Source organism: Pseudomonadota bacterium (assembly GCA_008501635.1).
Classification (GTDB): Bacteria; Pseudomonadota; Gammaproteobacteria; order QQUJ01; family QQUJ01; genus QQUJ01.
Genome location: QQUJ01000004.1, coordinates 38385 through 59044 on the forward strand (window position 1 = coordinate 38385; position 20660 = coordinate 59044).

The 20660-nt window shown below is 61.1% G+C and carries 17 protein-coding genes; 8 read left to right on the plus strand and 9 right to left on the minus strand.

Annotated features, from left to right (window positions below; translation table 11 throughout):
• Positions 1-107: 107 nt before the first annotated feature.
• Positions 108-596, plus strand: coding sequence for a DUF411 domain-containing protein (locus DWQ09_00865; GenBank protein ID KAA3630335.1), 489 nt, complete (start codon positions 108-110; stop codon positions 594-596).
• A 79-nt stretch (positions 597-675) separates the two neighbouring features.
• On the opposite strand, the gene DWQ09_00870 is transcribed toward DWQ09_00865, so the two are convergent.
• Positions 676-1209, minus strand: a complete 534-nt coding sequence (locus DWQ09_00870; protein KAA3630336.1) for a TlpA family protein disulfide reductase — start codon at positions 1207-1209, stop codon at positions 676-678.
• 8 nt (positions 1210-1217) lie between these two features.
• A complete protein-coding gene (locus DWQ09_00875; GenBank protein ID KAA3630337.1) occupies positions 1218-1907 on the minus strand; it encodes a hypothetical protein in 690 nt (229 codons plus the stop codon).
• A gap of 143 nt (positions 1908-2050) precedes the next feature.
• Between DWQ09_00875 and DWQ09_00880 the strand changes: the two genes are divergently transcribed.
• Together DWQ09_00880 and DWQ09_00885 are read left to right on the plus strand one after the other, a co-directional pair.
• On the plus strand, positions 2051-3100 hold the full coding sequence (locus tag DWQ09_00880; protein ID KAA3630338.1) for a class I fructose-bisphosphate aldolase: 1050 nt from the start codon (positions 2051-2053) through the stop codon (positions 3098-3100).
• Between the two features lie 49 nt (positions 3101-3149).
• Positions 3150-3530, plus strand: coding sequence for an RDD family protein (locus DWQ09_00885; GenBank protein ID KAA3630339.1), 381 nt, complete (start codon positions 3150-3152; stop codon positions 3528-3530).
• A 210-nt stretch (positions 3531-3740) separates the two neighbouring features.
• On the opposite strand, the gene DWQ09_00890 is transcribed toward DWQ09_00885, so the two are convergent.
• The 4 genes from DWQ09_00890 to DWQ09_00905 form a co-directional block, all read right to left on the minus strand.
• Positions 3741-4301 (minus strand): hypothetical protein, encoded by a 561-nt coding sequence (locus tag DWQ09_00890; protein KAA3630340.1) that lies wholly within the window; start codon positions 4299-4301, stop codon positions 3741-3743.
• A gap of 21 nt (positions 4302-4322) precedes the next feature.
• Entirely contained in the window at positions 4323-5093 is a 771-nt protein-coding gene (locus tag DWQ09_00895) for a cytochrome c (protein ID KAA3630341.1), read from the minus strand.
• 115 nt (positions 5094-5208) lie between these two features.
• On the minus strand, positions 5209-6579 hold the full coding sequence (locus DWQ09_00900) for a sigma-54-dependent Fis family transcriptional regulator (protein ID KAA3630361.1): 1371 nt from the start codon (positions 6577-6579) through the stop codon (positions 5209-5211).
• Entirely contained in the window at positions 6548-8341 is a 1794-nt protein-coding gene (locus DWQ09_00905) for a histidine kinase (protein KAA3630342.1), read from the minus strand. Before DWQ09_00905 ends, DWQ09_00900 begins: the two co-directional genes overlap by 32 nt.
• 459 nt (positions 8342-8800) lie before the next feature.
• Between DWQ09_00905 and DWQ09_00910 the strand changes: the two genes are divergently transcribed.
• On the plus strand, positions 8801-10864 hold the full coding sequence (locus tag DWQ09_00910) for a ferrous iron transporter B (protein KAA3630343.1): 2064 nt from the start codon (positions 8801-8803) through the stop codon (positions 10862-10864).
• A 4-nt stretch (positions 10865-10868) separates the two neighbouring features.
• Here the strand turns inward: DWQ09_00910 and lptG are convergent, their stop codons facing one another.
• Together lptG and lptF are read right to left on the minus strand one after the other, a co-directional pair.
• Entirely contained in the window at positions 10869-11987 is a 1119-nt protein-coding gene (lptG, locus tag DWQ09_00915) for an LPS export ABC transporter permease LptG (GenBank protein KAA3630344.1), read from the minus strand.
• Positions 11930-13219 (minus strand): LPS export ABC transporter permease LptF, encoded by a 1290-nt coding sequence (gene lptF, locus DWQ09_00920; protein ID KAA3630345.1) that lies wholly within the window; start codon positions 13217-13219, stop codon positions 11930-11932. Before lptF ends, lptG begins: the two co-directional genes overlap by 58 nt.
• Between lptF and DWQ09_00925 the strand changes: the two genes are divergently transcribed.
• Both DWQ09_00925 and DWQ09_00930 read left to right on the plus strand, forming a co-directional pair.
• Positions 13176-14675, plus strand: a complete 1500-nt coding sequence (locus DWQ09_00925) for a leucyl aminopeptidase (GenBank protein KAA3630346.1) — start codon at positions 13176-13178, stop codon at positions 14673-14675. The two genes, lptF and DWQ09_00925, sit on opposite strands and share 44 nt — an antisense overlap.
• Before the next feature lie 88 nt (positions 14676-14763).
• A complete protein-coding gene (locus DWQ09_00930; protein ID KAA3630347.1) occupies positions 14764-15195 on the plus strand; it encodes a DNA polymerase III subunit chi in 432 nt (143 codons plus the stop codon).
• A gap of 170 nt (positions 15196-15365) precedes the next feature.
• Here the strand turns inward: DWQ09_00930 and DWQ09_00935 are convergent, their stop codons facing one another.
• On the minus strand, positions 15366-16667 hold the full coding sequence (locus DWQ09_00935; GenBank protein KAA3630348.1) for a TlpA family protein disulfide reductase: 1302 nt from the start codon (positions 16665-16667) through the stop codon (positions 15366-15368).
• 263 nt (positions 16668-16930) lie between these two features.
• On the opposite strand from DWQ09_00935, the gene DWQ09_00940 reads away from it, so the two are divergent.
• Together DWQ09_00940 and DWQ09_00945 are read left to right on the plus strand one after the other, a co-directional pair.
• A complete protein-coding gene (locus DWQ09_00940; GenBank protein ID KAA3630349.1) occupies positions 16931-19780 on the plus strand; it encodes a valine--tRNA ligase in 2850 nt (949 codons plus the stop codon).
• A gap of 452 nt (positions 19781-20232) precedes the next feature.
• Positions 20233-20628 carry a phosphoribosyl-AMP cyclohydrolase gene (locus DWQ09_00945; GenBank protein ID KAA3630350.1) on the plus strand — a complete coding sequence of 132 codons (396 nt, stop codon included), beginning with the start codon at positions 20233-20235 and terminating at the stop codon, positions 20626-20628.
• The last annotated feature ends 32 nt before the right edge of the window (positions 20629-20660 follow it).

Consider the following 20660-nt stretch of genomic DNA (forward strand, 5'->3'; position numbering starts at 1 on the left):
GCGCTCCACGCAGGTCCGCAGGGAACTCGGCAGGGCGTGACGCCTCTATCATTGAGAAACCATACTATGCGTTCGCGAACGACATGCACTCCCGGAGGGTAGATCCAATGAAATACACACTTGTTTCCCTGGCAATGCTCCTTACCGCCTCCCTCCTTGGCGTGCAAACGTCCGTCGCCGAGGAGAACGGTGCATCCAAAGATGCGAACACCACCCCTTCGGTAATCACTGTCTATCGCAGCCCCACCTGCGACTGCTGCAAGAATTGGCTGACACATTTGCGCAACCATGGCTTCACGGTTGAGGATCACACGGAAGCGGACATGACTCCCATCAAGGATCACCTGGGGGTACCCGGTGCGGTGCGCTCATGCCACACCGCCACGATCGACGGCTACCTCATTGAAGGTCATGTGCCCGCCACAGATATCAGGCGGTTGCTCACCCAACGCCCGCAGATCAAGGGCCTCGCCGTGCCCGGCATGGTGGTCGGCTCGCCGGGGATGGAGATGGGGAATCGTAAGGATCCCTACACCGTGGTCAGCATCGGCAGGCATGATGAGCTGCGCGTGTTTCGCGAATACCGGGACTATTGAGTCGCTAGGCTTTGAGGGGAGTCAGCGCTGGCAGGCGCGGCGCGACCGGGAAACCGCTGGTCCGCCAGGGAGGTTGACTTCAAGTGGTATGCGCCTGGTCTGCCAGGGCGCGAATCGGATCGAGCAGCGCCGGGTCATCCCATTCGCGATCCCCGACGGCTTTATAGACCAGACGCCCCTGAGGATCGATCACAAAGGTGGTCGGCAATCCGATCACCGGCCAGCTGCTGCTGGTTTTTCCGTACTCATCGAGCAGAATCGGAAAGGTGAGCTGCGCCGCGGCAGCGTACGACCACACCTGTTCTTCCTTCTGTCCGACATTGACGGCGAGCATGACCACGCCTTGGGACTGCAACTGCTCCCAGGCCCGCTGCATCGACGGCATTTCGCGCCGGCAGGGTGGGCACCAGGTGGCCCAGAAGTTCACGATCACCACCTTGCCGCGGTAATCCGAGAGGCGGTGGATCTTTCCATCCAGATCCCGCAACGCAAACTCATGCGCCAGGGGTGCACCGGGGATACTGCTCAACGTCTGAGGGTAGACCGCGGTTGGAAGCAGTCCTGTCACCAGGAACAGGACCAGCCCGATGACCGGCCATTGTTTTCTATTCATGCCCCTCCTCATCGGGTGTCAGCGGCGCATTGCAGCGATCTCATCGCCGCCGTTTCGGTCTGTGCTCCCCGCATCCACTGCATGAGCAGGTCGAATCGGGTCCCGACCGCCAGACCCGTAGTGATCATGCCCCAGTTGCCATCCCCAGGGTGGAAGGTCTGGTCAACCGGAAACAACGCCCAGCGAAATGCCAGCCGTGCTTCGGGCGCCGTGCCCTGCGCGTCCCAGAGCGTATCCCAGTCGCCGGTAAGCCGCAGCGGCTGCCGGCCGGCCGCGGTGTGGACCCCCCAGTGTGCCAGTGGCAGTTGAATCGGCTGCGCCCCGGTCGGTTGTGCATTCCGCACGATCATCTGCATGAGACAGGTGACCGCCAGTGATTCAGCCTGCTCGGCACTGAAACCCCGCGCGATATAGAAAGCGCGCACCTGATTCGGCTGCAGCTGGACCAGTTCGACCTGGAACCCTTGTGCATCCATTCGCCAATAGGCCCGCCCATCGTCGCGTACGCCCGTGCTCATTTCAATGGCAAAGGCTGGGAGGCTGCCGGCAAACACCCACACGGCGAGGAGCAGGGCCGGTGCGCCACGCGCGCGGCGAACCCCATCGAGCCTCCCACACCTCACCGGCGGTTGACATACCTCAACCTGGGTGCGGGGATCAGCCTGCAACTGCGTGATATCCACCGCTACCGCCGACAATCACCTGCGGTTACGAACGGTACGAGCAATGCGGATTTCAAATATCGTCCCCTCCCATTCGTCACCTTCTGCTGTTCACTGATGGCGCCTATACTGGTTTGATAACATTTTGCCCGTCAGCCCGCCAGTGAAGGAGTGATTCCATGGCCACGATCAGCAGTCTTCTGGGTGAGGAGGCCGAATACCTGCTCAACCATCAGTGCACCGGCATCAAGCACGATACCCTTCACCTGCCGGGCGCCGATTTTGTCGATCGCGTGGTCTCAGGCTCCGACCGACCGCCCCAGGTGCTGCGCAATCTGCAGACGCTGTTCAACACCGGTCGCCTGGGAGGTACCGGCTATCTTTCGCTGCTGCCGGTGGACCAGGGCATCGAGCATTCGGCGGGCGCCTCGTTCGCCCCCAACCCGATCTACTTCGATCCTGAGAACATCGTGCGCCTCGCCATCGAGGGCGGCTGCAACGGCGTCGCCTCGACACTCGGGGTACTGGGTTCGGTATCGCGCAGATACGCCCACAAGATCCCGTTCCTGGTCAAACTCAACCACAACGAACTGCTCACCTACCCCAGTATGCACAACCAGACGCTCTTCGCCTCGGTACAGCAGGCCTTCGAGTTGGGCGCCATCGCGGTGGGTGCCACGATCTACTACGGCTCCGAAGAGTCGCGGCGGCAGATCCAGGAGATCAGCGAAGCCTTCGCCTACGCCCACGAATTGGGCATGGTCTGCGTGCTGTGGGCCTACCTGCGCAATCCGGCCTTCAAGCACGAGGGGATCGACTACCATACCGCCGCCGATCTCACCGGTCAGGCCAACCACCTGGCGGCCACCATCGAGGCCGATATCGTCAAACAGAAGCAGGCCGAGGGCAACGGCGGCTACACCGCGATCAACTTCGGCAAGACGCACAAAAAGGTCTACGAGGAGCTGACCAGCGATCACCCCATCGACCTCACCCGCTATCAGGTGGCCTGCTGCTACATGGGCCGCGCCGGGTTGATCAACTCCGGCGGCGCCTCGGGCAGCAACGACCTGGCGCAGGCGGTGCGCACCGCGGTCATCAACAAGCGCGCCGGGGGCATGGGGATGATTTCGGGGCGCAAGGCATTCCAGAAACCGATGAGCGATGGTGTCGAGTTGCTCAACGCCATTCAGGATGTCTACCTCGCACCCGAGGTGACCATTGCCTGAGGCCAGTGAGGATCACCCGTCCGTAGGTCTTGTGCGGCGGCTCGCCGCGATGGTTTACGACGCCCTTATCGTTTTCGCGTTGGTGTTCATCACGGCATTCGTGGTGCTGCAGATTTTCGGCGAACCGCTCGATAACATCGGCAAGGCGGTCCTGCAGATCGCCGCGGTACTGGTCGCTTACGGGTATTTCGCCGGCTTCTGGACCCACGGCGGGCAGACCATCGGCATGCGCGCCTGGCGCATCCGGGTGGTTGGTGTTGACCCCGTGCGCGTCACCTGGGCCAAGGCGACCCTGCGCTTCTTCGCCGCCATTCTATCCTTGCTGCCCGCCGGTCTGGGATTCTGGTGGATACTGATCGACCCGCAACGGCGCGCCTGGCATGACCGTTGGTCGCGTACGCGACTCGATCGATCAGACAGAGGCGGGTAGTCCTCAAAAACCGGACCCGCGGTGACACACGCACCGCAGCCAAGGAACCTCTGATCAAGTCTGTTTAGATGAGAGTGTTGTTCAGAAGGGGCGAGCTCAGGGCGGAAAATACAGGTAATAGCCCGCTATGGCCAAGCTTTCCAACACTGAAATCGTCGCTTCCGGGCAACAGAATCACTGAACACGACTTGATCAGAGGTTCCCTAAGATTCAATCATCCCGCTCTTCGGGTGGCTTTTTGTGGGCTACACCTTTGTGGCACTCGATGCAGGTCTCGCCACGCTCTTGGGCCTTTTCCATCTTTTCTCGCGCTCGCGCTTTCTGTTTGTGGAAATCCATGCTGTCGTAACTGTGGCAGTTGCGGCATTCACGCGAGTCATTAGCCTTCATCGTCGCCCATACATGCTCGGCCAGCTCCTTGCGTTTGGCCTCGAACTTCTCTGGCGTATCGATGGTGCCGAGCACCTTGTGATAGAGCTCGTTGGTCGCCTGGATCTTGCGCCAGACCTTGGCTCCCCAGTCGCGCGGCACGTGACAGTCAGGACAGGTCGCCCTGACGCCTGAGGCGTTTTTGTAATGGGGAGAAGTAAGGTACTCCTGATAGACCGTCCGCTCCATTTCGTGGCAGGAGATGCAGAAGGTCTGCGTGTTGGTAAGCTCCAACACGGTATTGAACCCCCCCCAGAAGAGAATGCCGAACACCGTCCCGGACAAAAAAATCACCACCAGCCGCTTGCCCCAGCGGCTGGTGGCACCGATCGATTGCCTCATGCCTGACGCGTTCCGCTGCCGCTATTCACTCGGCAAGGTCTGCATATAGGTGGCGAGATCGACAGCGATCTTCACATCCAAAGCCCGCAACGCCGGCATACTTTCGTTGGGCTGACCGTTGAGGATCTTGTGCAGCATTTCCGGTACGTTGTCGGCAACGGATCCCAGCGGCGGCGCATCTCTAACCTTTTTGCCGTCTCGCCCGTGGCAGCCGGCGCAAATGGTGTTGAAGTACGCCTCACCCTGTCCGGCGTTTCCTTTTGCAACCTTGCCTTCATAGTAGGGTGAATAGTCCACCTGACCTTTGGTGACAAATAGCGCAAGATCGCGGCGATCCGCCGCGGAGAGTTGCGCATCAGTAAAGGCGTGGTTCTTATCCCTGAGTATCGCTTCGATAGCACTCGGGTCTTTGCCCGCCATGGCGCTGACGCCCTTGATACCGCTGGCATGGCTACCACTCTTGTAGGCCCCATCCTTGCCGCGATAGTCCCAGCCGTGACACTCCTTGCAACGGAAAGAGTTGTGATTGGCGTATTTGCCGTCCTTGATCGGGTACGCGGCATGCTTGCCTTCAGGTTTGACAGTGCCGTTCTCTGCCCACCACTTGTCGTAGAGCTTACCGCCGCGGGCGATCGCGGACTCCTCCTCCGCGGCCTGTACCGGCGCTACTGGCGCCACCAGCACAAGACCGAACAGGGCGAGCAATACAGCACCTGCTGAATATTTCGTTTTCATTGTGGTACCCCTTTCGCGAATCAAATAGTTGACGTAATCCACCCAAGCAAACGACATACCAACGTCGCTTCTGATAGATGGAGCAAGCAACACGAAAGAGTGGGCTGACTTGATCGGCTAAACAGGTGGGTCATAGACGCGCGAAATTGTCACTGACAAGTGACATGTGTCGCTATTTTTTGACGAATCCCCATCGCTGCATGCGTACGTAGAGATTCTGACGCGGGATACCGGAGAGCCGCGCTGCTTCGGAGACATTGCCTCCAGCTGTTTCCAGCACCCGTTCCAGGTAATCGCGCTCAAAGGCATGGCGCTCAATCTGGTAGGGATCTACGCCGGTCTGCTGCTGACTTTCAACGCCGGACACTACCCTTTCGATACACCCCACGACATGTGCCGAATCCACTGGACCGCCGGGATGAAGAGCCACAAGTCGCTCCAGGGCATGCTCCAACTCGCGGACATTGCCGGGCCAATCGTGGGCTTCCAGCCGGCGTATGGCATCCGTCGACAGGGGGCCGACTTGCTTGTTGAATTTTTCGTTAAAGTGATCGAGAAAGTGAGTGGCGAGGCGCAGCAAGTCGCTGTCGCGCTCGCGCAGTGAAGGTAGGCGCAGCACAATAACGTTGATGCGGTAATAGAGATCCTCCCGGAAGCGACCCGCCTGCACCTCTGCCGCCAAGGCACGGTTGGTGGCACAGATCAGACGGAAATTGCTGGTACATGGCTCGGTGCTGCCAATCCGGTTAAATCGACCGTCCTGCAAGACCCGCAGCAGACTTGCCTGGAGTTTCGGACTCATGTCGGCAATCTCATCGAGAAAAATGGTGCCACCATCGGCTTTTTCGAAAAACCCGAGCGTGGCGCGCAACGCACCGGTAAATGCCCCCTTTTCGTACCCAAAAAGCAAACTTTCTAGCAGATTTTCCGGCAACGCACCGCAATTCACATCGAGGAATTTCCCCTGCGCCCGCTGACTCTCTGCGTGCACCACCTTGGCGACGAGATCCTTGCCCGTACCGCTTTCCCCTTCGAGCAGCACCGTGGCGTCCAGGTGGGCCACCTGGTGGATTTGTTCGATCAGCCGTTTCATAACAGGCGACTGGCCGATCAGGACCGGTGCACCCCCTGCCGCCGCCAGCGAAGCGCGTAGCGAATCGATCTCCCGGTAGGCGCGATCCAGCTCCAAGGCGGTGTCAATGACCCTTTCCAGCTCTTCCAGATCCTCGAAGGGTTTAGTGAGGTAATCGAACAATCCCTCGCGCACCGAGGCCATCGCATCACGCACGTCGGCGTAGCCGGTCATGAGGATCGCAACAAGGCGGGGGCGCCGTTCGCGCATCTCGCGCAGCAATTCCAGCCCGTTCCCATCTGGAAGACGCTGATCCATGAGCACGAGGTTGAAATCCTCGGTAACGAGCAGACGACGTGCTTCGGCGGCATTCTCGGCAAAGGCCGGTTGGGTCGGTCGGGTCTGAAGCAGTTCCTGCAGCAGGCCGCGAGTGTAACGATCATCGTCGACGATCAGGATTTTCGACATCAGCGCCTCTCTCCGCCTCCTCGTCGGGCAACCATATTGCAAATCGCGCGCCGCCTTCTTCACGGTTCGCGGCATCCACCCGTCCACCGTGCAGTAGCGTCACGTAAAGAACCACCGGCAGTCCCAAACCGGTGCCCTCCGGTCGGGTCGTGAAAAACGGATCGAATAGGCGCTCCATCACCTCCGGTTCCAGGCCCGGCCCTTCGTCCTCGACAGTGAGCATCCAGCCCGGGCGGCCATTCTCAGGAGAGTATCCGGGTTCCAATGTCAACCAGATGCGTCCCTTACCACCCATTGCCTGACAGGCGTTGAGCAATAGGTTGAACAGGGCGTGTCTGAGCAGCACGGGATCGACCGCAATCCGGACCTGCTCGGGCACCCGGAGTTCCACACTGACCTGTTGTCCGCCGCTCTGGCGAAACAGCGAGATCGTCTCGCGCACCAACGCGCACAGATCTGTCGATTTGCGATGAACGCGCGAGACCTTGGTAAACTCGAGCATACGCCGTACGAAGCTTCTGCAGTCCTCACCCGCCTGGCGAATCTCGCCCAGCAATTTGCGGACCCGCAGCGGATCATCGATCACACGCTCTGCCAGCTGGGCCATATTGACCACACCAACCAGGGGATTATTCAACTGATGCGCGATCTCGCCGGTCAATGTACCGAGCGCTGAGAGCTTCTCTACCTGAGCCATGCGCTGATGTTCGGTGCTGATGTGCAACAAGCGCATTTCAAGCTCGTGCTGCCGCTGGTAGTCGCGTTCGACACGGGCCAACGCGCTGCGAAAAAAGAGGAACACGAAGACTCCCGCCAAAACGCTGACCAGCGTGGCCAGCAGCAGCGAGCGGCGGAAGTTGGCCTCTAACCGGGTTACGTCGCGCACGATCACCAAGCGGCCGATCTCGTTACCAGCGGCATTGGTCAGCGGCAGACTGGCGAAAAAGAGGCCTTTGCGGTTATCGCTGACCTCGATCTCCCCACCCCTCGCCAGAATGGGCGAGAACCGCTCCTTGAGCGCGATCGGGATCCGCTCCAGGGTCTGCGCAACCAGCACAAAGGATCGAAATTCGTCCCACTGCCCTTCCCGGCCAAGCAGCCGTAATCCGGCTTCCCACCGCTCCCGCGTCAGATACTGCTTGTCGACAAAGGCCAGGAGTTCCACACCGAGTGTGGCCCGGATATCGAACAGCAGATGCTCGATCTCCTGACCGAGCTCCACGTATCCGAGCAGTTCCGCGCCGCGTTTCCAGGGGATTACGGTGCGCAGCGTCAGGGTCCCCTGCCGGCCCAGTTCTAGGCCATAGACAACCTGCTGGAGCTCCTTCGCGCGTTGAACCGTAAACCGGTCGATCACATCGCCATACTGTTGGGGGTCATACATGCGCAACAGGTTCACCAAATCGGGACCGGTGAAATAGAGGTGGGTGATCCCGTAATCGGTGCGGATCGTCTCGAACAGCGGCGTCGCGATATCGAGCAGCGCCTGGCGATCATGGACGGCCAGCGCCTTCTCCAGTGCCCGATTGTGAAATAGCGCCGTAGCCAGGCCGCGCATCGCCTTCGCCTCTTTCTCCACCTTTTGACGCAATAGTGTACTCACAGCGCTGGCACTCTTGGCGAGATCGTCATCGCGTGTCTTCTGTTCGAGGAAATAGACGGTGACGAGGAAGGCCGCCACCACCAATAGAACCACCACGAGAAAGGTACCAAGGATCGATGTGACGACCCTTCGTCCATGCCGCGCTGGCCTGTCGTTTTTCATTACACTTCCCGCTTTCCCGAGTGCCCGTCACATTAGGGAACCTCTGATCAAATCGTGTTCAGTGATTCTGTTGCCCGGAAGCGACGATTGCGGTGTTGGAAAGCTCGGCCATAGCGGGCTATTACCTGCACTTTCCGCCTTGAACTCACCCCTTCCGTACAGCACTCCCATCTAAACAGACTTGATCATAGGTTCCTCAGGTTCTACCCGTTTGCAGGGCGAGCTCTCGAACCTTCCCTCCATTGTGGCGGGGATCGCTGCGGATATCCAAAGGACGCTGACGACAAGCGACATGCAGCAAGGCGAGGGCGCGCAAGAAGCGCGTTCGGCTATACATCCGGTGATATCCCTTTGCCGGTGCGCGACCCGTTAGAATCCCGTGTACCCAAAAGCACGCCCAACTCATCCTGCTATCATGGACCGCGCTGCCCAATAGCGCACTCGACCACCAGCCCTGCAATGGATACCACCACGCAGACCACCACGATCCCGCTGCACCACCCGCTGCTGCGCGGCGATCAACGCCTGCGTATCGCCTTGGTCGGTCTGCCCAAAAGCGGCAAGAGCACCATTTTCCAGGCGGTCTCCTCGACCAGCATCTATCGTGGCGAATTGCTCGGCACCCGCAAGGACTTCAGCGAATCGCGTGTGCAGATCGGGCTTGATGAAGCCTCGGTGGTGGATCTGCCCAGCATCGATGCTTTGCATCACCTACCCGAAGAGGACCGCGTCACCCTGAAGCACCTGCTGTGGGGCGATCGCCGCCCACCGGTGAGCAGTCACGAGGGCGGCGAGCCGCCGGCGCCGTTCGCGCCACCGCAGGTGCTGATTCAGGTGGTCGACGCTACGGCGCTGCAGCCGAGCCTGGAACTCACCCTGGAACTGAGCCTGCTCGGGCGTCCGCTGGTGATCGCCCTCAATCGCCTCGACGAGGCGCGGCGCAAGGGACTGTTCATCAACGCCGACACACTCAGCCAACAGCTCGGCGTGCCGGTGATCCCCACAGTCGCCCATATGGGCAAGGGGATAGCCGCCCTGTTCGAAGCCGCAGTGGCGGCGTATCGCAATCAGGTATGCCCGTTGCCCGAACCGGCCAGCCCCCATCTGCAGATCGCCCTGCAGCCACTCGGCAGAACGTTGGCGCGTCCGGCGCTGCATAAGGCCTTCCGGGTCCCGCAATCCCTGCTGTTGATGCAGCTTGCGGTTGGCGACGATTACTTCCAGGACGAACTTCTGGCCCACTTCCCCCAGGTGATTCCCGAGATCGCAGCCGCGTGCGTCGCTGCCGAAGAGCACCTGCCGCGACCCCTGGCCGATGAGTTGCATGCCGATCGCCACCATCGCGCGGCCACCCTCTACGAGGCTGCGACGCGGCTCGGCGGGAGCGCTGACGACCGTCGCTGGAAGCGCTGGCTTGACGAGCTGTTTCTGCATCCACGCTGGGGGCTGGTGGGCAGCCTCGCTGTCTTCGCGCTGGTGCTCTATGTCGTCTTCGAGGTGAGCGCCGTGCTCGATAGCTGGAGCGTGGGACCGCTCACCGCGTGGGCCGATCAATGGCAGCCGCAATCGACGACCGGGGTGATCGGGCGTGCCGTCATCGACGGTCTGATCGGGCTGGTGGGCATCGTCGTGCCCTACATGATCCCCCTGGTGATGCTGCTGGTGGCGCTTGAGGAGTCGGGCATCATGCAGCGCATCGCCTTCGTGGTGGACCGCGGTTTCCATCACATCGGCCTGCACGGCGGGGTGGCGGTGCCGTTTCTGCTCGGCCTCGGCTGCAACGTCCCGGCCATCTCCGCAGCCGCGCGCATGGGTCAGGGGCGCGAGCGGGTCGTCGCCGCGCTGCTGATCACCTTCGTCCCCTGCTCGGCGCGCTCGGCCGTCATCCTCGCCATCGGTGGCAAGTATCTCGGCGGCCTCGGTGTCTTCGCCATCTTCGCCATGACCCTGGTGGTGATCGCGGTACTGGGGCGCGTGCTGTCGCCGCGCTTCGGCGACGCCATGCCGGGGCTGATCCAGAACATCCCCGCCTATCGACTCCCCCGCTTCCGGTCCCTGACAGCACAGACCTGGGAACGCACCAGCGACATCCTCACCATCGTCACGCCGCTGCTGGTGGGCGGTAGCGTGGTGCTGGCCCTGCTCAGCCATGCCGGCGCAGACGCCACGATCAACACCCTGCTGATGCCGATCACCGACTGGTGGCTGGGCCTGCCGGTGGTACTTGGCGTACCGATCCTGTTCGGCATCCTGCGCAAGGAGCTGTCGCTGCTGATGGTCTACCAGGCGCTCGGCACCTTCGAGATCGGTCCGTTGCTGAGCGATGTGCAAATCCTCACCTTTCTGCTCTTTCTCACCTTCTATGTCCCCTGCATCTCGACCTTCGCGGTGATGATGAAGAGCCTGGGGCAGCGCGAGGCGTTCTACTCGGTGACACTTTCGGTGGGCGTGGCGCTGGTGATCGCCGGGGTGGCGCGGGCGTTGATGGAAACGGCTGCCTGGGTGACGGGCGGCTGGCTCTAATCTGTCATAGAGCGCGGCGCATCAGATAAACCGCCAACCCAGTAAAAAGCAGCAGCGGCAATGACGCCGCGAAAAGCGGGTTGAGGTCGAACACCTGTCCCATGTGTCCAAAACTGCGCGAGAGAATCTGAAAGCCGATGCCGAGCAGCGTGCCTATCAGCACCCTCTGACTGACCGGTACCGAACGGTTCGAACCGAAGACGAAAGGCAGTGCCAACGATAACATCACCACGGTGGCCACAGGCGCAAGCACGCGGATCCAGAATGCGATCCGGTAGCGCTGGGATTCCAGGCCGTTCCGTTCCAGGTAATCGATATACTGATGCAGCCCCGCCGTGGACAGGCGTTCCGGCTCGACTGAGACCACCTTGACCAGCTCCGGATCGAGGTCGGTGCGCCACACCATCTCGTCAAGACGCTCCGCCTTGACCCGCTCTGCCCCGATCTCACTGCGTGCCACATCGCGCAGCCGCCACTCGCCCTTCAGGTAAACGCCACTTGCGGCATGCAGCGAGTAACGCAGCTGCTGCGCCGAATCGAACTCGTAGACGTAGACATCCACCAAGCGCGAGCCCGGCAGGATGCGGCGAATGTTGATGTAACGATCACCCTCGCGTACCCAGAAGCCGAGTTTGGTCTTGTTGGAAAACTCCTTGGACAACGCGGCCGCGCGCCGCTCCTGTGCCCACTGGTCGGTCACCGGCGAGATGCCTTCGCCAAGAATCAGCGTCACCACGATCAACACAAAACCGACCCGCATCACCGAGCCGAAGATACGCAGCACCGAGACTCCGGCGGCACGCACCACCACCAACTCGCTGTTGTTGGCCAACGCACCCAAGCCGATCAGGGTGCCGATGAGCGCGGCGAGGGGCAGCATCTCGAAGGCACGCCGCGGCATGGTGAGCAGCACGTACTCCAGCGCCTGCAACAGGCCGTAGTTGCCGCTGCCGACATCGGCCAGCTCGACCACGAGATCGATCACCGTCATCAGCGCCACCAGAATCAGCAGCACCGTCAGCGACCCCTGCAATACCGCGCGCCCCAGGTAACGATCGAGGATTCTCATGCCACCGACCTGCGCCAGCCAGGACCTGAACGCCGCGCCTGCAATGCCAGCCACAGGGCCAGTACGCCGATGTGCACCCACCACATTCCCAGTGCGGAGGGGATGACACCACGGGCCAGCCAGGTCTCCGCCATGACCAGGATGTTCGCGTAGACCACGTAGACGAGGATCGCCAGAAAGAGTTTTCCGTAGCGCCCCTGCCGCGGTGAGGCGTAGCTGAGCGGCAGCGCCAGCAGCGCCAGCAGCAGGGCACTGATCGGAACAGCCAGGCGGGTATGCAGCTCGGCCCAGGCCCAGGTCGTTCCCTCGGCGAGCAACTCTCGCGTCGGGCGGCCCTTGGTCCGTATGGTTCTGTCCGCCTGCGGATCGCGCTCATCGATACGCACCGCGTATTCCTTGAAATCGAGGATGGTGTAGTCGGCATCGCCGGGGTGGCCCTCGAATCGTCGCCCATCCGCCAACACCAGATAGCGATCGCCAGTGTCCGGGTCGGTGCGCTCCTGGCCGCTTTCAGCCACCACCACACCCAGGCGATCGTTGCTGCGATTCTGGATGAACACCCCTTGATAGCGGTTCTGTTCGCGATTGAGCGTTTCGGTGTAGAAGACCACCCCGCCGTCATCCGATTCCTTGAAACGGCCGGCGCTGATCCCCGAGACATCGGCGCGTTGCTCTGCGTCCTGCTTGATGCGTTCGCCGGTGGCATCGGCCCACGGGCCCACCGTGAACGACAATCCGCTCAACAGCACGACAACCGGGACAATAAAGATCAACAGCGCGCGGTAGAGTCTGTCATAGCCGACCCCGCACGCATTCAGCACCGTGATTTCGTTATCGCGATACATGCGGCCCATGGTCAGCAACACCGCAATGAAAACTGCCGGCGGAATCACCAATGCCAGGTTGGTGACCGATTTCAGGAACAGCAACGCAAAGATCACATCGCCCGCCATTTCACCGGCCGCCACACGCGCCAGCAGCGGTGCCACCCGGCTGCTCAGATAGATGAGCATCAATACGGTCGCCACCGACAGCAGCGATTTGCTGAACTCTTTGAGCAGATAACGGTTGATGACGGTCAAGAAGTTTTCGCTTTGAAAATTTAGCCGGAGTTTCGCTCGATAAAATCGCTCATTGCGATAAACTTGCCGCAATCGATAGTTTTGATTGGCGCCTGCGGACACCCCTCTGCGCAAGGTTACGTCAGAACGCCCTTCCTGAAAACCAAACCCCGGAGCTGTAATGGAATTCCAGATCAAAAGCGGTACTCCCGAAAAACAGCGCACCGCCTGCCTGGTCGCCGGCGTCTACGAAGGCAAACGCCTGTCGCCCGTTGCCGAAGCGCTCGACAAGGCGGCGAATGGCCATCTCACCCAGGTGATCCGCCGCGGCGATCTCCTGGGCAAGTCCGGCCAGACGCTGCTGCTCCACCAGGTGCCGGGAATCACGGCGGAACGGGTGCTGCTGGTCGGCTGCGGCAAAGCCGCGGAGTTCGGTGATCGCCAGTACCGCGAAGCCCTCCTCGCCGCCCTGCGCAAGCTGCAGGAGACCGGCGCGGCCGATGCGCTGCTCACCCTGACCGAGCTCGACATCAAGGGGCGCGACAGCTACTGGAAGGTCCGCCAGGCCGTCGAAATCGCCGCGGCCAGCGCGTATCGCTTCGAAACGACCAAGTCCAAAAAGGACAAGACACCGCGACCGCTGCGCAAAATCGCCCTCTCGGTAACGGAAAAGAGAGCGCACAAGGCTGGTGAGCAGGCGATTCGCCACGGTAGCGCCATCGGCGCCGGCAGCGTGCTGGCCAGGGAACTCGGCAATCTGCCCGCCAACATCTGCACCCCCACCTACCTGGCCGCCCAGGCACGCCAGCTGGCACGGGGCAACGCCAAGCTCAGGGTGACGGTGCTCGACCAGAAACAGATGGAGAAACTGGGCATGGGCTCACTGCTTTCGGTCGCCAAGGGCAGCCAGGAGCCGCCGAAGCTGATCGTGCTGGAGTACGGCGGCGGCAAGAAGGGCGACAAACCCCACGTGCTGGTGGGCAAGGGAGTCACCTTCGACTCCGGCGGCATCTCCATCAAACCCTCACCCGCCATGGACGAGATGAAGTTCGACATGTGCGGCGCGGCGAGCGTGCTGGGCACGCTCAAGGCCTGCACCGAGCTCGATCTGCCGCTCAACGTGGTCGGCATCGTGCCCGCCTGCGAGAACCTGCCCAGCGGCACCGCCAACAAGCCGGGCGATGTGGTGACCAGCATGGCGGGACTCACTATCGAGATCCTCAACACCGACGCCGAGGGCCGGCTGATCCTCTGCGACGCGCTGACCTATGCCGAGCGCTACCACCCGAAGTCGGTAATCGACATCGCCACCCTGACCGGCGCCTGCGTCATCGCCCTGGGTAAGCACGCCTCGGGTCTGTTGGCCAATCACGCCCCGCTGGCCCAGCAGCTGCTGAAAGCCGGCACCTACGCCGGCGACCGGGTCTGGGAACTGCCGCTGTGGGAGGAGTACCAGGAGCAGATCAAGACCAACTTCGCCGATGTCGCCAACGTCGGCGGCCGCGAGGCCGGCACCATCACCGCCGCCTGTTTCCTGGCGCGCTTCACCAAGAAGTACCACTGGGCGCATCTCGACATCGCCGGGACCGCCTGGCTGCAGGGCGAGGCCAAGGGCTCGACAGGGCGGCCGGTGCCGTTGCTGACCCAATACCTGCTGGATCGGTCGAGGAGCGCGACCTGATTCATCAAGAGATACCGGTGGGAGCGGCGGAAGCCGCGAATCGATGCGGCCAATCGCGGCTTCCGCCGCGCCTACGGTTGAATCCGCTATGACCAGGATCGATTTCTATGTACTCCCCGAGCAGGGTCGCGGCAGTCGCGAGCTGCTCGCCTGCCGCCTGACCGAGAAGGCCTACGACCGCGGCCATCGCATCTTCATCCATACCGCGACCCGCGAACAGGCGGAGACGCTGGACAGCCTGCTCTGGACCTACCGCGACGAAAGTTTCCTCCCCCACGCGCTGTGCACCCAAGAACTGGCGGACGATTCACCGATTCAGATCGGGCACAGCGAGGAGCCGCGCGGCAACTGCGACGTGCTGATCAATCTCAGCCTCGAAGTCCCCGCCTTCTTCAGCCGCTTTGAACGGGTCGCCGAACTGGTGGGATCCGGCAATGATGAACGGCAGCGCGCACGCGAGGCATTTCGCTTCTACAAAGACCGCGGCTATCCCCTCGACACGCATCAGCTGAAATCGTAAACATCTATTCGCAATGCTTGACGCGCGCAACCGCAATCACCGCGATGGCTGGACAGGTTCTAAAAGAGCGCGTCAATCCGGCCAAGACGGCATCCATCCTGACGACGCTGCCTGGCATCGCCATGCCGCGCCTGACTCGCTGAAAGCTTTCGAGCGCCCCCGATCCCGGCTTACTTTTCCAACAACGTCTGGATGAGGTCGATGACATCGGGCGCCACCCAGTCCAGAGCACCATAGTAGCCATAGTGAATGCGCCCGTTACCGTCCAACAGGTAGTTGGAGGGATAGGCGTACACCTTCCAGCTCTTGATCGCCTCGCCGTTGCTATCGAGAAGGACGGGAAAGTCGACAGGATGTTGCTCAAGAAACTTCCTGATCACCGCCTCCTGTTCGCCGACGTTGATCGTTAGCAGCTGAAAATCCCGATTCGCCATTCTCCTGTTCAACTCATTCAGCGACGGGATCTCCTTGACGCAGGGTGGACACCAGGTCGCCCAGAAATTGATCAGCACCACCTTGCCGCGATAAGCGGAGAGCCGATGGCGATTTCCCTGCAGATCATCGAGCTCGATGTCGGGCAGATCCTGCGGTCCGCGATAGGGCGCAAGGCGCGGCTCTGCCACCGCCTGGCGCCTGTAGTTCTCCGGGTCTCGGGATGCAGCGGCGCGTTTCGGGGATTCGATCTTCGCCATTTTTGCCATCGCATGGTGCAATCGCGCGGGTAGTTCGCGCCGGGCACTGAGTTCGGCGTCCGACAGATCGTCAGCGGAGCGCGCCTCAAATCCCGACTGGACGCCCTTCTGTTCTTCATAGGTCACCGGACTTCCACCCACTTCGAGCGCTTCGACGAGTTCTTCCACGCGCCAGTACTTTTCGGAAAGCGTCGGCTGGAGAACAAGAACCGGGAGATTGGTCTCGTGCACCACTGAGAGAAAACGATTGTCTTCGCCGAGTTTTGGACTGCCCTGGTAGAGAAACGGGCTAAGCAGTAGAAGTCCGCGAAGATCCCTGCGCCCCGCGGCGCGCAACTGCATTTCCCGCGCCGTCTGCAACGCCAACCCCGCGCCCTTGCCTGAGGCCATCAGGAACAGGGTCTCTTTACCGGCGGCCAGTATCTTCTCGGCCAGTTCCACCACATCCGCGACGGGAAATTCCTGAATACTTTCTCTTCCCGGGGCTACGAAGTAGGCGGTATGGAGATCCGCCATCCAGACCTCGTATCCCAGCGATGCCAATGCCGCTGCCGTCACATCCTGACCGGCCCTTACGCCGTACTCCGAGGGCAGCCAGAGCAGAGCAGCTTTGCCTTGCCCCGCAAAATGTTTGACCCGTATTTCCGCCCCGCTCTGCACCTCGACATTGCGAATCTCGGTTTCAGCGTGCGCGGCGAAGACAAAGCTGTTCGCCAGCAGCATAGCGACCAGCAGCTTCACGACCGGCTTACCGAACAACACGAGATACCTGTACCACATATCCGAAATCCATCAGACAAGGAAGAAAACAGCGGCGGCGTTGGGCGCAGCGGTTCACGAAAGTTACGCTGATCATTCCTCACTCTCAAGCTGCAATCCCTGAGCGCGGTGACGGCACATCACGAAGGGATACCCGGGTCAGACGCGAAACCCCCTTAAGTCAGAAAGAAATTATGGCTATAATCAGCCACTTCCTGCGGACCGGGTGAACAACCCGGTCCTTTGCTTTTATCGAAAACGTTCAACACGCGGATCGGGCCCGGATGGACAAGACTTACGACCCCCACGCCATCGAACAGCGCTGGTACAACACCTGGGAGGATCAGGGCTACTTCGCCCCGGCCGGCGCAGGCGAGCCCTACTGCATCATGATCCCGCCGCCCAATGTCACCGGTACGCTGCACATGGGGCACGGCTTCAACAACACCCTGATGGATACGCTGACCCGCTACTACCGCATGTGCGGGCGCAACGCCCTGTGGCAGCCCGGCACCGACCATGCCGGTATCGCCACTCAGATGGTGGTGGAGCGCCAGCTCAACGCGGAGCAGAAGACCCGCCACGATCTCGGTCGTGACGCCTTCATCGACCGCGTCTGGACCTGGCGCGCCGAATCGGGCGGCACCATCACCCGCCAGCTGCGCCGCCTGGGTGCCTCGCTTGACTGGGCGAACGAGCGCTTCACCATGGACGAAGGGCTCTCCAAGGCGGTCCAGGAGGTCTTCATCCGCCTCTACGACACCGGGCTGATCTACCGCGGCAAGCGGCTGGTGAACTGGGACCCGGTGCTGCACACCGCGGTCTCCGATCTGGAAGTGGTCTCCGAGGAGGAGCAGGGCCACCTCTGGCACCTGCGTTATCCGCTCAGCGACGCTGCACAGGGACGTGCGAGTGCCGCGGGAGGCAGGACGCCGGGAGCGGCCGGCGAAGACTATCTCATTGTCGCCACCACCCGCCCCGAGACCATGCTCGGCGACACCGCCGTCGCCGTGCACCCTGACGATGAGCGCTTCCAGGCGCTGATCGGCAAGACGGTGATGCTGCCTTTGGCGAACCGCGAGATCCCCATCATCGCCGACGACTACGTCGACCCGGAGTTCGGCTCCGGCTGCGTGAAGATCACCCCGGCCCACGATTTCAATGACTACGCCATCGGCCAGCGCCACGAGCTGGAGATGATCAACATCCTCACCATCGACGCCCGGATCAACGACAACGCGCCGGAGAAATATCGCGGCCTTGACCGTTACGAGGCGCGCAAGCAGGTGGTGGCCGATCTCGACGCCCTGGGTCTGCTGGAGAAGATCGACGATCACAAACTGATAGTGCCGCGCGGCGATCGCTCCGGCGCGGTGGTCGAGCCCTACCTCACCGATCAGTGGTTCGTCGACCTCACCCGGGAGACGCTGGACGACGGCAGCCCCGGCGGCTGGACCGCCATCACCAAACCGGCGCTCGACGTCGTCGCCAGCGGCGATATCAAGTTCGTGCCGACCAACTGGGTCAACACCTACAACCAGTGGTTGGAGAATATCCAGGACTGGTGCATCTCGCGCCAGATCTGGTGGGGCCACCGCATCCCCGCCTGGTACGACGCCGAGGGCAACTGCTACGTGGCCGAGTCCGAGGATGATGTGCGCAAGAAATACCGGCTTGCCGATGACCTGATGCTGACCCAGGACAACGACGTGCTCGACACCTGGTTCAGCTCCGCTCTATGGCCCTTCTCCACCCTGGGCTGGCCGGAGCAGACCGAGCGGCTCAAGCTCTTCTACCCCACCTCGGTGCTGATCACCGGCTTCGACATCATCTTTTTCTGGGTGGCGCGCATGGTGATGATGGGCCTCTACGTCATGGAGGAGGTACCGTTCCGCGAGGTCTACATCCACGGCCTGGTGCGCGACGCCCACGGGCAGAAGATGTCGAAATCCAAGGGCAACATCCTCGACCCCATCGATCTGATCGACGGTATCGAACTCGATGCGCTGCTGAAAAAGCGCACTACCGGCATGATGCAGCCGCAGATGGCGAAGAAGATCGAGAAGCAGACCAGGGAGGAGTTCCCCGACGGCATTCCCGCCTACGGCACCGATGCGCTGCGCTTTACCTTTGCGGCGCTGGCCTCACCCGGGCGCGACATCAACTTCGACATGGGCCGCCTCGAAGGCAACCGCAACTTCTGCAACAAGCTGTGGAATGCGGCGCGCTACGTGTTGATGAACACCGAAGAAAAAGATTGTGGCGCAGAAGGCGGCGATCTCGAATTCTCGACCGCCGACCGCTGGATCATCTCGCGCCTGCAGCGCACCGAACAACTGGTCAATGAAGCCCTCGCCAACTACCGCTTCGATCATGCCGCGCAGGCCCTGTTCGAGTTCACCAAGAACGAATACTGCGACTGGTATCTGGAACTCTCCAAGCCGGTGCTTACGAGTGAGACAAGCAGCGCCGCGCAGCAACGCGGCACGCGCTGGACGCTGGTGAACGTGCTGGAAGCGCTGTTGCGCCTGATCCACCCGGTGATGCCCTATATCACCGAGGAGATCTGGCAGCGTGTTGCGCCTCTGGCCGGCAAAGAGGGCGCGACCATCATGCAGCGCCCCTATCCGCAACCCGAGGCGGAAAAGATCGATGCCGAGGCGGAGGCGGAGATGCGCTGGGTGATGGAGTTCATCATGGGCATCCGCCGCATCCGCGGCGAGATGAACATTGCGCCCGGCAAGGCGCTTCCCGTGCTTTTGGAAAACGCCGGCGCCAGCGACATCGCCCGCGCCGAAAAGTACGGCGCATGGCTGCAGTTCCTGGCACGCACCGAATCCATTACGCCGGTTAGCGGTGAGGCCCCCGAGTCGGCAACCGCACTGGTCGGTGAAATGAAGGTGTTGATTCCGCTGGCGGGGTTGATCGACAAGGATGCGGAGCTGGCGCGCCTCGACAAAGAGATCGGCAAGCTGCAAAAAGAGGTGGAACGCGGCGCAGGCAAACTCGGCAATGCCAACTTCGTCGACCGCGCCCCGGCCGAGGTGGTGGAGAAAGAGCGCCAGCGTGTCGCGGAGATGAAAACCTCGCTCGGTAACCTGGAAGCGCAGCGATCAAAGATCGCGGCGTTGTGAACAGTTGGAAGAAACTTTTCACCACAAAGTACACAAAGTAAGGCGTTTTTAACTTCGTGAACTTTGTGTACTTAGTGGTAAATCGCTTTTGCTTTTGAGCAGTTGTAGGTTGGGCTGGCGCCGCGCAACCCAACTGCGGCCAAGGAAAATGAACTGATAACCACAACGTACAAGAAGTGCGCAAAGTAAGGCGTTTTTTAACTTCGTGAACTTTGTGGTAAATAGCATTTTCAGTTTTTCAGTTGTAGGTCGGGTTTGCGCGATATAATCCGATATTATTGAATTAGACGATCGTTGGGTCACGCCGCGCCGACCCAACTACGGCCAAGGGAAAAGAACCGTTAACCACAAAGTACACGAAGTGCACAAAGTAAGGCGTTTTTAACTTCGTGTACTTTGTGTACTTCGTGGTAAATTGCGTTTCCAGTTTTTGCAGTCAAACGAGATTGGCAATGACAACCGAAGAGATTCTAAAGCTGGTGGATTTCACCAAGGGCAACGGCCTGGTCACCGCCATCGCCCAGGATGCCGAGACCGGCGAGATCCTGATGCTGGCCAACATGAACGAGGAGTCGCTGCGCAAGACCCTGGAGTGCGGCGAAGCGGTCTACTGGAGCCGCTCGCGCTCCAGGCTCTGGCACAAGGGCGAAGAGAGCGGCAACGTGCAGCGGGTGAAGGAGCTGTTCATCGACTGCGACGGTGACGCGGTGCTGATGAAGATCGAGCAGATCGGTCGCGCCGCCTGCCACACCGGCAAGCGCAGCTGCTTCTTCCGCAAGATCGACCACGGCAAAGTCGAGGACATTGGCGAGCAGGTCTTTGATCCGAAGCAGGTATACGGAAAGTAGGATTGAGTCTATTTCGCGCTAAGTCGCAGAGT

Excerpts from the sequence above, each read along its gene's own strand:
- DWQ09_00930 (KAA3630347.1), top strand. The coding sequence starts at position 14,764 with ATGACCAGGATCGATTTCTATGTACTCCCCGAGCAGGGTCGCGGCAGT.
- DWQ09_00945 (KAA3630350.1), top strand. The coding sequence starts at position 20,233 with ATGACAACCGAAGAGATTCTAAAGCTGGTGGATTTCACCAAGGGCAAC.
- DWQ09_00865 (KAA3630335.1), top strand. The coding sequence starts at position 108 with ATGAAATACACACTTGTTTCCCTGGCAATGCTCCTTACCGCCTCCCTC.
- DWQ09_00905 (KAA3630342.1), bottom strand. The coding sequence starts at position 8,341 with ATGAAAAACGACAGGCCAGCGCGGCATGGACGAAGGGTCGTCACATCG.
- DWQ09_00890 (KAA3630340.1), bottom strand. The coding sequence starts at position 4,301 with ATGAGGCAATCGATCGGTGCCACCAGCCGCTGGGGCAAGCGGCTGGTG.
- DWQ09_00895 (KAA3630341.1), bottom strand. The coding sequence starts at position 5,093 with ATGTCGTTTGCTTGGGTGGATTACGTCAACTATTTGATTCGCGAAAGG.
- DWQ09_00935 (KAA3630348.1), bottom strand. The coding sequence starts at position 16,667 with ATGTGGTACAGGTATCTCGTGTTGTTCGGTAAGCCGGTCGTGAAGCTG.
- DWQ09_00885 (KAA3630339.1), top strand. The coding sequence starts at position 3,150 with ATGGTTTACGACGCCCTTATCGTTTTCGCGTTGGTGTTCATCACGGCA.
- DWQ09_00910 (KAA3630343.1), top strand. The coding sequence starts at position 8,801 with ATGGATACCACCACGCAGACCACCACGATCCCGCTGCACCACCCGCTG.
- DWQ09_00940 (KAA3630349.1), top strand. The coding sequence starts at position 16,931 with ATGGACAAGACTTACGACCCCCACGCCATCGAACAGCGCTGGTACAAC.
- DWQ09_00870 (KAA3630336.1), bottom strand. The coding sequence starts at position 1,209 with ATGAATAGAAAACAATGGCCGGTCATCGGGCTGGTCCTGTTCCTGGTG.
- DWQ09_00880 (KAA3630338.1), top strand. The coding sequence starts at position 2,051 with ATGGCCACGATCAGCAGTCTTCTGGGTGAGGAGGCCGAATACCTGCTC.
- DWQ09_00925 (KAA3630346.1), top strand. The coding sequence starts at position 13,176 with ATGGAATTCCAGATCAAAAGCGGTACTCCCGAAAAACAGCGCACCGCC.